Origin of the sequence: Skermania piniformis, assembly GCF_019285775.1 — a bacterium.
In the GTDB taxonomy this organism is placed as follows: Bacteria; Actinomycetota; Actinomycetes; order Mycobacteriales; family Mycobacteriaceae; genus Skermania; species Skermania pinensis.
The window spans coordinates 1,265,539-1,279,137 of the sequence record NZ_CP079105.1; the positions used below are offsets into that span (position 1 = coordinate 1,265,539).

The 13,599-nt window shown below is 66.6% G+C and carries 10 protein-coding genes; 9 read left to right on the top strand and 1 reads right to left on the bottom strand.

The window, feature by feature from the left end; all coding sequences use genetic code 11:
• Nucleotides 1-17: 17 nt before the first annotated feature.
• The 5 genes from tig (at nucleotide 18) to KV203_RS05900 (ending at nucleotide 6,098) form a co-directional block, all read left to right on the top strand.
• Nucleotides 18-1,466, top strand: a complete 1,449-nt coding sequence (gene tig / locus KV203_RS05880) for a trigger factor (RefSeq protein WP_066469234.1) — start codon at nucleotides 18-20, stop codon at nucleotides 1,464-1,466.
• Nucleotides 1,467-1,661: 195 nt separating this feature from the next.
• Nucleotides 1,662-2,246: an ATP-dependent Clp protease proteolytic subunit gene (locus KV203_RS05885; protein ID WP_066469129.1), complete on the top strand. Its 585-nt coding sequence runs from the start codon at nucleotides 1,662-1,664 to the stop codon at nucleotides 2,244-2,246.
• A 26-nt stretch (nucleotides 2,247-2,272) separates the two neighbouring features.
• On the top strand, nucleotides 2,273-2,902 hold the full coding sequence (locus KV203_RS05890) for an ATP-dependent Clp protease proteolytic subunit (RefSeq protein ID WP_066469127.1): 630 nt from the start codon (nucleotides 2,273-2,275) through the stop codon (nucleotides 2,900-2,902).
• 225 nt (nucleotides 2,903-3,127) lie between these two features.
• Nucleotides 3,128-4,408 (top strand): ATP-dependent Clp protease ATP-binding subunit ClpX, encoded by a 1,281-nt coding sequence (gene clpX, locus KV203_RS05895; protein WP_066469125.1) that lies wholly within the window; start codon nucleotides 3,128-3,130, stop codon nucleotides 4,406-4,408.
• Nucleotides 4,409-4,463: 55 nt separating this feature from the next.
• Nucleotides 4,464-6,098, top strand: coding sequence for a long-chain fatty acid--CoA ligase (locus KV203_RS05900; RefSeq protein ID WP_066469123.1), 1,635 nt, complete (start codon nucleotides 4,464-4,466; stop codon nucleotides 6,096-6,098).
• A gap of 57 nt (nucleotides 6,099-6,155) precedes the next feature.
• Here the strand turns inward: KV203_RS05900 and KV203_RS05905 are convergent, their stop codons facing one another.
• Nucleotides 6,156-7,805: an acyl-CoA synthetase gene (locus tag KV203_RS05905; RefSeq protein ID WP_066469121.1), complete on the bottom strand. Its 1,650-nt coding sequence runs from the start codon at nucleotides 7,803-7,805 to the stop codon at nucleotides 6,156-6,158.
• Nucleotides 7,806-8,222: 417 nt separating this feature from the next.
• Between KV203_RS05905 and KV203_RS05910 the strand changes: the two genes are divergently transcribed.
• The 4 genes from KV203_RS05910 to ndk are packed head-to-tail and all read left to right on the top strand — an operon-like array spanning nucleotide 8,223 to nucleotide 13,194.
• Entirely contained in the window at nucleotides 8,223-10,925 is a 2,703-nt protein-coding gene (locus KV203_RS05910) for a valine--tRNA ligase (protein WP_066469116.1), read from the top strand.
• Between the two features lie 20 nt (nucleotides 10,926-10,945).
• Nucleotides 10,946-12,361 (top strand): bifunctional tetrahydrofolate synthase/dihydrofolate synthase, encoded by a 1,416-nt coding sequence (gene folC / locus KV203_RS05915; protein ID WP_066469231.1) that lies wholly within the window; start codon nucleotides 10,946-10,948, stop codon nucleotides 12,359-12,361.
• A 56-nt stretch (nucleotides 12,362-12,417) separates the two neighbouring features.
• Entirely contained in the window at nucleotides 12,418-12,744 is a 327-nt protein-coding gene (locus tag KV203_RS05920) for a DUF4233 domain-containing protein (protein ID WP_083529948.1), read from the top strand.
• Between the two features lie 36 nt (nucleotides 12,745-12,780).
• Nucleotides 12,781-13,194, top strand: coding sequence for a nucleoside-diphosphate kinase (gene ndk, locus KV203_RS05925; RefSeq protein ID WP_066469228.1), 414 nt, complete (start codon nucleotides 12,781-12,783; stop codon nucleotides 13,192-13,194).
• Nucleotides 13,195-13,599: the final 405 nt, after the last annotated feature.

A 13,599-nucleotide genomic window follows, 5' to 3' on the forward strand; every position in this document is an offset into this window, starting at 1 on the left:
GCTAAGGAGCCATGTCAGTGAAGAGCACCGTCGAGCAGCTGAGCCCGACGCGGGTCCGGATCAATGTTGAGGTGCCCTTCGAGGAGCTCAAGCCGGACTTCGACCGCACCTACAAGTCGCTGGCCCAGCAGGTCCGGGTGCCTGGATTCCGGCCCGGTAAGGCCCCGGCCAAGCTGATCGAGGCTCGCCTCGGTCGCGGCGCGATCCTCGAGCAGGTGGTCAACGACGCTCTGCCGGCTCGCTACGACGAGGCGGTGAGCGCCGCCGAGATCAAGGTGATCGGTCGCCCGGATATCGAGGTCACCAAGCTGGACGACGGCCAGCAGATCGCCTTCACCGCCGAGGTGGACGTTCGTCCGGAGATCGCCCTGCCCGACTTCGACGCGCTCACGGTAACCGTGGATCCGGTCGAGGTCACCGACGCCGACGTCGCTGAACGGCTGGATTCGTTGCGGCACCGCTTCGGCACGTTGACCGGTGTGGAGCGCGCCGCCCAGGACGGCGACTTCGTGTCGATCGATCTGTCGGCGACGGTGGACGGCAACCCGGTGGATGAGGCTTCCGCGTCCGGGCTGTCCCATGAGGTGGGCTCGGGTGACCTGATCGCCGGCCTGGATGAGGCCATCGTCGGCCTCGCCCCAGGCGGTTCACGGGAGTTCGGTTCACAACTGGTCGCCGGTGAGCACGCCGGTCGGGACGCGGTCGTCACCGTCACGGTGAATACCGTCAAGGAGCGGGAGCTGCCGGCCGAGGACGACGAGTTCGCCCAGCTGGCCAGCGAGTTCGACACCCTCGACGAGCTGAAGGACGATCTGCGGACTCGGGCCCGGCGGATGAAGCAGATCGAGCAAGCCGGGCAGATCCGGGACAAGGTGCTCGAGCAGCTGCTCGACACCGTCGAGATCCCGTTGCCCGAAGCGGTGGTGCAGGCCACCGTCGACTCCCAGCTGCATGATGCGGTGCATGCGCTCGACCATGACGAGGAAGCGTTGAATCGGCTCCTGGCCGAGGACGGCACCACGCGGGAGGAGTTCGATGCGCAGAACCGCAGCAACGCCGAGCAGTCGGTACGTACCCAGCTGTTGCTCGACGCCCTCGCCGACGCGGGCGACACCCAGGTCAGCCAGGAAGACCTGACCGAGCGGATCGTCTTCCAGGCGCAGCGATACGGGGTGCCGCCGGAGCAGTTCATCCAACAGTTGAGCCAGCACAACCAGCTCGGTGCACTGCTGGCCGACGTCCGCCGCGGCAAGGCGCTGGCCGCGGTGGTGGAGCGGGTCACGGTGACCGATACCGCCGGTAACCAGGTAGACACCGCCGAACTGTTCGGTACCGGCGCTCCCGATGCCGACGTGACCGATGCCGGCTCGGCCGACGATGCCGCGGCTGATCTCGACGCGGACGTCGACGATGGAGATTCGCCGAGCGCGTCGGACGCCGACGTGGAAGCCACGACCGCGAACTGAGATTTCGCGATCAAGTTTGCGCTGTCAGCGAAGTAGGGCGGTGCCGGGCATCCGGCGCCGCCCGCTTTGGTTAGGGTCTGTAGCAACAGATCCGTACGAAGAGTCACGGTCACGAAGTCACCGTCACAGAGTCACCCGTCACACGAGAGCCAACGCCATGTGTCGGCAAGGTCCGAAGTAGAAAGTAGGTACACCATGACGTCGCCCACCTCGGGGCTCAACCTGAGTGATTCGGTGTTCGAGCGGCTGCTTCGCGAGCGCATCATCTTCCTGGGCACCCAGGTCGACGACGATATCGCGAACAAGCTGTGTGCTCAGATGTTGCTGCTTGCTGCCGAAGATCCCGTCAAAGACATCTCGCTCTACATCAATTCGCCCGGCGGCTCGGTCACCGCGGGGATGGCGATCTTCGACACGATGGAACTCGTCGAATGCGATGTCGCCACCTACGGCATGGGTATGGCCGCCTCGATGGGCCAATTCCTGCTGACCGCCGGGACCAAGGGCAAGCGCTATGCGTTGCCGCACGTCCGCATCCTGATGCACCAGCCGTCCGCCGGGGTCGGCGGGACGGCGGCGGACATCGCGATCCAGGCCGAGATGCTGACCAAGAGCAAGCGGGAACTGCACGAACTGAATGCGCTGCACACCGGCAAGACGATCGAGCAGATCACCGAGGACGCGGATCGGGACCGCTGGTTCACCGCGCAGGAAGGTCTGGAATACGGCTTCGTGGACCAGATCATCGCCCGGACCTCAGCGCGCGCATCCGCCAACTGACCGCTCACCCAGACTTGGAGACCACGATGGTTCAACCGATCCCGCAATCGCGCTACATCCTGCCTTCGTTCATCGAGCACTCCAGCTTCGGCATCAAGGAGTCCAACCCGTACAACAAGCTGTTCGAGGAGCGGATCATCTTCCTCGGCGTGCAGGTCGACGATGCCTCGGCGAACGATGTCATGGCTCAGCTGCTGGTGCTCGAGTCGCTCGACCCGGACCGCGACATCACCATGTACATCAACTCCCCAGGCGGCTCGTTCACCGCGCTGATGGCGATCTACGACACCATGCAGTACGTCCGGGCCGACGTCGCCACCGTCTGCCTGGGTCAGGCGGCCAGCGCGGCCGCGGTGCTGCTCGCGGCGGGCACCCCGGGCAAGCGGGCCGCGTTGCCCAACGCTCGGGTCCTGATCCATCAACCGGCACTCGGTGGGGCGATCCAGGGACAGGTGAGTGACCTGGAGATCCAGGCGGCCGAGGTCGAGCGGATGCGGACGCTGATGGAATCGACGTTGTCTCGACACACCGGCCGGCCCGCCGAGCAGATCCGCCGAGACACCGATCGGGACAAGATCTTGACCGCGGCCGAGGCAAAGGACTACGGGATCATCGACACTGTCTTCGAGTACCGGAAACTGAGCGCGACCAAGTAGCGACCGGTCGGTGGGTGACCGCGTGTGCGACACGCCGTTACCAGCGGATTGCGGGGCGGCGCGGCGGGCACCAGGAAGGCTGGGGTTCCCGCGAATCGGGAGCGGGGCCGGCGAGTGTGAACCGACGTCAGAAGGGTCGACCCCGCTCCCGGGTAACGGGTACGGTCTCATCAGGACCTTTGCTCTCGACCAGCTTAGGTGAACAGAAAGTAGGGGTACCAGGAGATGGCGCGCATCGGCGACGGCGGCGATCTGCTCAAGTGCTCGTTCTGCGGCAAGACGCAGAAGCAGGTGAAGAAGCTCATCGCCGGTCCCGGTGTGTACATCTGTGACGAGTGCATCGACCTCTGCAACGAGATCATCGAGGAAGAGCTGGCCGAGTCCAACGAGGTCAAGCTGGACGAACTGCCGAAGCCGGCGGAGATCCGGGAGTTCCTGGAAAACTACGTCGTCGGACAGGACCCGGCCAAGCGGACGCTGGCCGTCGCCGTTTACAACCACTACAAGCGGATCCAGGCCGGGGACAAAGGTCGGGATGCGCGCGGCGAGCAGGTCGAGCTTGCCAAGTCGAACATCCTGATGCTGGGCCCCACCGGCTGCGGCAAGACCTACCTCGCGCAGACGCTGGCGAAGATGCTGAACGTGCCGTTCGCCATCGCCGACGCGACCGCGTTGACCGAGGCCGGTTATGTCGGTGAAGACGTGGAAAACATTCTGCTGAAGCTGATTCAGGCCGCGGACTACGATGTGAAGCGGGCCGAGACCGGCATCATCTACATCGACGAGGTCGACAAGATCGCGCGCAAGAGCGAGAACCCCTCGATCACCCGGGACGTCTCCGGTGAGGGTGTCCAGCAAGCTTTGCTGAAGATTCTCGAGGGCACCCAGGCAAGTGTCCCGCCGCAGGGCGGCCGCAAGCATCCGCACCAGGAATTCATCCAGATCGACACCACCAATGTGTTGTTCATCGTGGCGGGAGCGTTCGCCGGGCTGGAGAAGATCGTTTCGGACCGGATCGGGAAACGGGGGATCGGCTTCGGCTCCGAGGTGCGCTCCAAGGCGGACATCGACACCGCAGACCGCTTCGCCGAGGTGATGCCGGAGGATCTGATCAAGTTCGGCCTGATCCCGGAATTCATCGGGCGATTGCCGGTGGTCGCCTCGGTGACAAATCTGGATCGAGATTCGCTGGTGCAGATCCTGTCCGAGCCGCGCAATGCGCTGGTCAAGCAGTACACTCGCCTGTTCGAAATGGACGGTGTCGAACTGGAATTCAGCCAGGATGCGTTGGAGGCGATCGCGGATCAGGCGATCCATCGGGGGACCGGTGCCCGCGGCCTGCGCGCGATCATGGAAGAAGTGCTGCTTCCGGTCATGTACGACATACCCAGTCGGGACGACGTGGCCAAGGTCGTCGTGACCGAAGAGACCGTCGTGGACAACGTGCTGCCGGCGATCGTCGGCCGTAAGCCGCCGCGTCAAGAGCGTCGCGACAAGTCGGCCTGATCGTCGCGCTGCTGCCGGTAACCTCGGGGAAACGCTCCCCGCGAGAGGATTTCCGATGCTCAGCACGATGCAAGACGTACCGCTTTCTCTGGCGACCTTGCTCCGTTACGGCTCGACCGCGCAGAGCGAGGCCGAGGTCTGTACCTGGACCGGAACCGAGTCGCGGCGGCTTTCGTACGGCGACCTCGGCATCCAGAGCGCGAAGCTGGCCCACGCGCTGCGCGGGCTCGGGGTCGGCGAGGACGACCGGGTCGCGACGTTCATGTGGAACAACAACGAGCACATGGCGGCCTATGCCGCGATTCCGGCGGCCGGCTGGGTACTGCACCCGCTGAACATCCGGCTGTTCCCCGAGCAGTTGGTCTACATCGTCGCGCACGCCGACGATCGCGTCGTCATCGTGGACGGTTCGCTGTTGCCGCTGTTCGGTCCGCTGTTGCCGCAGCTGCCCGCGGTGCGGCACGTGATCGTGGCCAACGGTGATCCGGCCCAGCTGCAGGCGCCCGCCGGGGTACAGGTGCACGGCTACGACGAGCTGGTGGCCGATCAGCCGGAGACCTACGACTGGCCGGTGCTCGACGAACGCACCGCCGCGGCGATGTGTTACACCTCCGGCACCACCGGTAATCCGAAGGGCGTGGTGTACTCGCACCGCTCGATGTGGTTGCACTCGATGCAGGTGTGCGCCGGCAACGGGATGGCGCTGTCGGATCGGGACAAGACCCTGGTGATCGTGCCGATGTTCCATGCCATGGCGTGGGGATTGCCGTATTCGGCGCTGATGTGTGGCGCGTCGCTGGTGATGCCGGACCGGTTCCTGCAGCCGGAGCCGCTGCTGCAGATCCTGGCGGCCGAGCGGCCCACCTTCGCCGGGGCGGTCCCGACGATCTGGAATGCGGTGCTGGGCCGGTTGCAGACGAACCCGCAGGACATCTCGCACCTGCGAGCGGTGATCGTCGGTGGCTCGACGGCGCCACCGTCGTTGATGGAGGCGTTCGAGAAGCTCGATGCGCCGATCCTGCACGCGTGGGGGATGACCGAGACCTCGCCACTGGCCAGCGTTGCCTGTCCGCCGGCTGGCACCGAGGGAGCGGAAGCCTGGCGATACCGGCTCAGCCAAGGCCGGTTCCCGGCCGCTGTCGAGGCGCGCGCGGTCGGCGAGGACGGGCAGCCGGTGCCGAACGACGGTACGTCGTGGGGGGAGATCGAGGTGCGCGGTCCGTGGATCACCGGCTCCTACTACGACCCGGCCGGCAATGTCACGGATCCGGACAAGTTCCACGACGGATGGCTGCGCACCGGCGACGTCGGCACGATCACCCCGAACGGCTACCTGACCCTGGTCGACCGGTCGAAGGATGTGATCAAGTCGGGCGGCGAGTGGATCTCGTCGGTCGATCTGGAGAACGAGGTGATCGCGCATCCCGACGTCGCCGAGGCTGCGGTGATCGGTGTGCCCGATCCGAAGTGGGACGAGCGGCCACTGGTCGCGGTGGTTCGGCGGGAGGGGAGCGAGGTCTCGGCGGACGAGCTGCGCGACTATCTCGCCGACAAGGTGGCCAAATGGCAGTTGCCGGAGCGCTGGACCTTCATCGCCGAAGTTCCGAAGACCAGCGTCGGCAAGTTCGACAAGAAGCGGCTGCGCGCGCAGTACGCCGCCGGCGAGCTCGACGTGGTCGGCGAGCCGTAGTCACCCAGACCCCGGGATCGACAAGTCCGACTACCGATCCCGGGGTCTCGGCCGGTTTCAGATATCCATCGTCTCCAGCTGACGGCGCAGTACCTTCCCGGTCGCGTTGCGCGGCAACTCGTCGACGAACACCACGTCCCGCGGCACCTTGAACCGGGCCAGGTTGGCTTTGACGTAATCCTTGAGCTCTTGGGCGTCCTGGTTCGAGTTCGGACCGGGCACGACGAAAGCGCGTAATCGTTTGCCGAAGTCGGCGTCCTCGACTCCGACGACGGCGGCGTCGTGCACGTCGGATCGCTCGGCCAGCAGATTCTCCACCTCCAGCGGGAACACGTTCTCGCCGCCGGAGACGATCATGTCGTCGTCGCGACCGTCGACGAACAGATAACCCTGCTCGTCGAAATGGCCGACGTCGCCGCTGGAGAGCATCCCGTCGACGATCTCCTTGTGCCGGCCGTCGGTGTAGCCGCCGAAGCTGAGCCCGCTGGAGACGAAGATCGTGCCGACCTCACCAGGCTCGGTGATCTTGTTGCGCTCGGCGTCGTAGATGGCCACCCGGCACCCCACCGGCGGTCTGCCGACGGTGCCGGGCGCACGGCGCATGTCTTCGGGGGTAGCTACCGCTGCGACCGCGACCTCGGTCGAGCCGTACAGGTTGTACAGCACATTGCCGAACTGGCGAGCGGTGCGCCGTGACAGGTCGGGTGAGACCGCGGAGCCGGCGGCGAAGATCACCTGCAGCGAGGACGTGTCGTAGCGACGCAGGATCTCCGGGTCGAGATCGATGATCCGCTGCAGCATGGTCGGTACGACGACGAGCGTCGTCGCCCGGTACTTGGCGATGTTGGCCAAGGTGGCCTCCGGATTGAACCGGCGCTGCTGGAACACCACGGTATTGCCCAGGCCGACCCCGACCGAGAACTGCGACAGGCCCGTGCCGTGGAAGATCGGGGCCGCCATCACCATCGTGCCGTCCCGGGTGATCGGCACCCGATCGATGAACTGGGCCGCCGCCAACGGCGAAACCTTGTCGCGGGGTGCACCTTTGGGCGTTCCGGTGGTGCCGCTGGTCAGGATCACCATGCCGCCCGGCTGCGCTGGGGTCGGTAGTGGTGCCGACGAGTGCTCCGCGATCAAGGTATCGACTGTGGTCAGCGTCGGGTCTGCGTCGTCCTTCTCGTCGACCCAGGTCAACACCCGCGGGATCGATGCGGGAACAGCGTCGAGCAGATCGAGGAACTCGCTGTCGTGCAACACCGCCCGAACCTGCTCGCGTTCGGCGACGGCGGCGAACTGCGGCTTGGCGAAGCCAGTGTTCATCAGCACCAGCCGGACGCCGAGCTTGCCGGCGGCCAGCATCGACAACACCATCCCGCGGTGGTCGCGGCACAGCGTGGCAACCACCGAGCCGGGCTGCACGCCGAGCTCCCGGAGGCCGCGTGCGTACGCATTGGACAAGGTGTCCAGCTCGGCGAAGGTGAGCGCGCCGCGCTCGTCGATGATGGCGGCGGCACCGGGGCGCAGCTGCAACCCACGGTCCATGACCGCGACGAACGGTCCGTATCGATTGGCGATCCGGATCGAGCGCAAGCCTTCGTCCGGTCGTAGGGGATTGAGCATGCCGCGTCGGGTGAGCACGGCAAGACTTTGCGCGATGTCGCCGGTCTGGCGAGCAATCGTCGTCGGCAAGGAAAGAAAATCCGTCATCGTCGACGATCCTTTCGAGGGTTTCGACCGCTTCGAGAGAGCCGTCGGCCCGCCCCCCCGACCGTGATTTCGAGAATAACATCGGTGCCAGCCAGGTCGGTCGAACGGTCTGATCCCACGGCTGCCCGCCCGCGCGGCGGATCGGTCGGGCTCGGCGCGGTGTAACACGGCTTCGGGCCCCCGCGATCGACCGATCGATAACGCTCGACCGGTCGAAAAACCGACTCGGAGATTGCAAGTCGAGCCGAAAAATACTCGATGCATAGGGGCTGAGTGCTGGCTGTCCGGCTATTCTCGATGGAGAGGACGGGTTGTTCGGTGTCCCTCATCCACCGAACGCCCCGTCCTTTTTCCGTGTCCGCTTTCGATGCGGCGGCCTCGGTGCGACCGTTCTCGATCGACACATAGAATCGGCGCGTGACCAGCGCTACCACCGAGTCGTCGAACCATGCCCAGCTGCCGAAGTCGTGGAATCCGGCCGAGGTAGAGGCGTCGATGTACCAGCGTTGGGTCGATGCGGGCTACTTCGTTGCGGACCCGACGAGCGCGAGACCGGGCTATTCGATCGTTCTCCCGCCGCCGAATGTCACCGGCAGTCTGCATATGGGGCATGCGCTCGACCACACGGTGATGGACGCGATGACCCGGCGGAAACGGATGCAGGGCTATGCGGTGCTCTGGCTGCCCGGGATGGATCATGCCGGCATCGCCACCCAGGCGGTGGTCGAGCGGCAACTCGCCGCGGACGGTAAGACCAAGGAAGACTACGGCCGCGAACTGTTCGTCCGAAAAGTCTGGGATTGGAAGCGGGAGTCCGGCGGCACCATCGGCTGGCAGATGCGCGCGATCGGCGACGGTGTCGACTGGAGCCGAGACCGGTTCACCATGGACGAGGGCCTGTCCCGCGCGGTGCAGACCGTTTTCAAACGGCTCTTCGACGACGGGCTGATCTATCGCGCGGAACGCCTCGTCAATTGGTCGCCCCAGCTGCGGACCGCGATCTCCGATATCGAGGTCAAGCACGCCGAGGTCGAGGGGGAGCTGGTGTCGCTGCGTTACGGCTCCCTGGCCGATGACGAGCCGCACGTGATCGTGGCGACCACGCGGGTGGAGACGATGCTCGGGGACACCGCGGTGGCGGTGCATCCGGATGACGAACGTTATCGGGACCTGGTCGGCAGCACCCTCTATCACCCGATTACCGGCCGGCAGATCCCGGTGATCGCCGACGACTACGTCGATCCGGAGTTCGGCTCCGGTGCGGTGAAGATCACCCCGGCGCATGATCCGAACGACTTCGAGATCGGGCAGCGGCATCGATTGCCAATGCCGACGATCATGGACGAGTGCGGCCGGATCGAGGGCACCGGAACCGAGTTCGACGGGATGGACCGATTCGAAGCCCGGGTGCGGGTGCGGGAACGGCTCGCCGCCGAGGGGCGGGTGGTCGCCGAGAAGCGTCCCTACCTGCACAGCGTCGGGCATTCCGAACGAAGTGGCGAGCCGATCGAGCCGCGGCTGTCGTTGCAATGGTTCGTCAAGGTGGACTCGCTGGCGAAGGCCGCCGGAGACGCGGTGCGTAACGGACACACGGTGATCCACCCGGCATCGCTCGAGCCCCGCTGGTACGGCTGGGTCGACAACATGCACGATTGGTGCATCTCCCGGCAGCTCTGGTGGGGACATCGGATTCCGATCTGGTACTCGCCGGACGGCGCCGACCTGGTGTGCCTCGGTCCGGGTGAGGAACCACCGCAGGGGTGGATCCAAGATCCGGATGTCCTCGACACCTGGTTCTCGTCCGGGCTGTGGCCGTTCTCGACACTCGGCTGGCCCGACGCCACCCCGGACCTCGCCAAGTTCTATCCGACCAGCGTGCTGGTCACCGGGTACGACATCCTCTTCTTCTGGGTGGCCCGGATGATGATGTTCGGCACCTACGTCGACCGGGACCCGGCGATCACCGCTGGCAAACCTGCCGGTGAACCGCCGGTGCCGTTCCGGGATGTGTTCCTGCACGGACTGATCCGAGACCAGTTCGGTAAGAAGATGTCGAAGTCGCGGGGCAACGGGATCGATCCGCTCGATTGGGTGGAGCTCTACGGCGCCGATGCGCTGCGCTTCACCCTGGCCCGCGGTGCGCAGCCGGGTGGTGATCTGTCCATCGGCGAGGCGCATGCCAGTGCTTCTCGCGCATTCGTCACCAAGCTGTTCAACGCCACTCGGTTCGCCTTGCTCAACGGGGCCGGGCCGGCGCCGGTGCCGGCCCGGGCACAGCTCACCGACGCGGATCGGTGGATTCTGGACCGGCTCGAGCAGGTGCGAGCCGAGGTTGACACGGCATTCGACACCTACGAGTTCGGCAAAGCCTGTGCGTCGCTCTACCATTTCGCCTGGGACGAGCTGTGCGACTGGTACCTGGAGTTGGCGAAGGCGCAGCTTGCCGCCGCGGAGCCGGGGCGAGCCGAGAACACCCGCGCTGTGCTCGGTGAGGTGCTCGACGTGCTGTTGCGGCTGCTGCACCCGGTGATCCCGTTCGTCACCGAGGCGTTGTGGCAAGCGCTCACCGGCGGTGAATCGGTCGTGATCGCGGCCTGGCCGGAGCCGTCCGGGGTGGCGGCCGATCCGGCGGCGTCGACGCGGATCGCGGACCTGCGCAAGCTGATCACCGAGATTCGCCGATTCCGCAGCGACCAGGGACTCAAGGACCGGCAAAAGGTCGCCGCTCGGTTGGTCGGGATGGAGGAGGTCGCGCTCGGCGGCCAGCTACCGCAGGTTCGGGCGCTGGCTGCGCTCACCGAGCCCGCCCCCGGGTTCGTGCCGACCGCCGCCCTGGAGGTCCGGCTCGGTGCGGGCACCGTGACCGTCGAGGTGGATACGTCCGGTGCGGTCGACCTCGTGGCCGAACGCAACCGGCTGGGCAAGGACCTCGCCGCGGCGCGTAAGGAGCTCGCCGGAACCTCCGGCAAGCTCGACAATGCCGCCTTCGTCGCCAAGGCGCCCGCCGACGTCGTCGAAAAGATGCGGGGGCGCCGGCAGTTCGCGGCCGAGGAGGTCGCGCGGATCACCGCCAGGTTGGCCGAGCTCGGCCACGACGAGGCCGGGAGCGAGCGCGCGTGACCGAGTTCGAGTCGGCGGATATGGCGGGGCGTGCCGCGACCGCGCGGGTGGTCGATTCCGCCGAGTTGGCGCTGGTCGAGGCGGAGCTGGACAAGCGTTGGCCCGAGACCCGATTGGAGCCGTCCACCGCCCGAATCGCGGCGCTACTGGACCTGCTCGGCGCACCACAGCAGGCCTACCCGTCGATCCACGTGGCCGGCACCAACGGCAAAACGTCGGTCACGCGGCTGATCGATGCGCTGCTGGTGGCGTTGCATCGGCGTACCGGCCGATACATCAGCCCACACCTGCAGCGAAGTACCGAGCGGATCAGCATCGACGGCGCACCGCTCAGCGATCGACGTTACGTCGACACCTATCGCGACCTGGAGCCGTACGTCCAGTTGGTCGACCAGCAGTCGGTGGCGGCCGGCGGTCCGCCGATGAGCAAGTTCGAAGTGCTCACCGGGATGGCGTTTGCGGCTTTCGCCGAGGCGCCGGTGGACGTGGCGGTGGTCGAGGTCGGGATGGGCGGCCGGTGGGATGCGACGAACCTGATCACCGCACCGGTGGCCGTGATCACGCCGATCGGGCTGGACCACACCGAGTATCTGGGGCCCGACGTCGCCACGATCGCCGCGGAGAAAGCGGGGATCATCAAGCGGGCGCCGGATGCGTTGGTTCCGGTGGACACCGTCGCGGTGATCGGTCGGCAGGAGCCGGAGGCGCTGGAGGTGCTGTTGCGTCGAGCGGTCGAGGTGGATGCGGCGGTGGCTCGCGCCGGCAGCGAGTTCGAGGTGGTCGAGCGCCGGACCGCGATCGGTGGCCAGCAGCTGCGGCTACAGGGGCTCGGCGGGATCTACGACGAGATCTTCCTACCGTTGCACGGCGCACACCAGGCGGACAACGCGGTGCTTGCGTTGGCTGCCGTGGAGGCGTTCTTCGGCGCCGGAGCGCAGCGCCGACTGGATGTCGATGCGGTCCGCGCGGGGTTCGCGGCGGTGACCGGTCCGGGGCGTCTGGAACGGGTGCGGAGTGCGCCGACCATCTTCGTCGACGCGGCACACAACCCGGCCGGAGCCCGGGCCCTGGCGGCGGCGCTCACGGACGAGTTCGACTTCCGTCGCTTGGTCGGCGTGCTCGCGGTTTCGGCAGGTAAGGACGCGGTCGGGATGCTGGCTGCGCTCGAGCCGGTGTTCGACGTCGTGGTGGTCACCGGAAACGGATCACCGCGCGCGATGGATATCGACGAACTGGCCGATCTTGCGGTCCAGCGGTTCGGCGACGAACGGGTGGTGATCGCGGCGACCATGCCGGATGCCATCGAGACCGCGATCGGGATCGCCGAGGAAGTGGCCGAGCCGGGTGACCCGGTGTCGGGCGCCGGTGTCGTGGTCACCGGTTCGGTCGTCACCGCGGGTGTGGCACGCACGTTGTTCGGCAAGGAGCCGGCGTGACCGGCGAGCCGACGGCTCGCCCGGCGGTCGATCCCTGGCGGGGACTACGCGGAGTGATGGCCGCCACCCTGGTGATCGAGGCGATCGTTGTGCTGTTGGCGCTCCCGGTGGTCGGGGTCGTGGGTGCCGGTTACACCTGGTGGCGGGTGGGGTACCTGCTGCTGTTGGCGGCCGCGATGATCGTCGGTGCCGGGCTGCAGCGTCGTCGGTGGGCGCTCGGCTACAACCTGGGGCTACAGGTGGTGTTCATCGCCGGTTACGTGGTCCATCCGGCGGTCGGCGTCATGGGTGTGGTGTCGATGGTGCTCTGGGCTTACCTGCTCCATCTCCGTCGGGAGGTCGCTGCGCGGATGGCTCGCGGCGAGTTGCCCGGTACGCAGTAGCTCGCTACTCCGGTGTGGGTGCGTATTGTGAGCGCCGTGACTGAGCGGACACTCGTACTTGTGAAGCCGGACGCGGTAGCCCGCGGCCTGACCGGGGAGATCCTGGCTCGGATCGAACGCAAGGGTCTGCGACTTGTCGCGCTGGAGCTGCGGCACGTCTCCGCGGAGGTCGCGGCCGAGCATTACGCCGAGCACGTCGAACGTCCCTTCTACGGCTCGTTGATCGAGTTCATCACGTCGGGCCCGGTGGTCGCGGCGGTGTTGGCGGGACCGCGGGCGGTGGCCGCGTTCCGGCAGTTGGCCGGCGGCACGGATCCGGTGGCGAAGGCCGAGACGGGCAGCATCCGAGGTGATTTCGGGCTCGAGGTGCAGGAAAACCTGGTGCATGGTTCGGACTCGGTGGAATCGGCGAAACGAGAGATCGACATCTGGTTCCCAGCGCTCGGTTGAGCCGACCCACCCACTATCCGGCGCCGGCCTGGACCGGATCGGTCGGGTGATGTGGGATACTTATCCGGGTTGCCCCCGCGAGATGATCGATGTGGCGGCAATCAAGGAGGACTCCGCGGTGTGATGTGCGATCATCGCTGCCACGAACGTCGGGATTTTGGTCCGACCGTGTCGGCACGCTTGATGATCAGCGCTCCTGCCGAGGTGCCGCCAGCCAGGCGCCGCGTGCCCACCCGCCGGACCAGCTCGATCCAGTCCGCGCGAACGGGTGTCCGGCGCGCGACCAGAACTACCTCGTGTCCGCCGGATATGAGGTGACGACCACACCCCCGCGTGGCCGCGTCGTGCCCCTCCTGGGCGCACGCGCCCGGGGGTCCGAGGAGAGCATGTGGCCGATCATGAGCC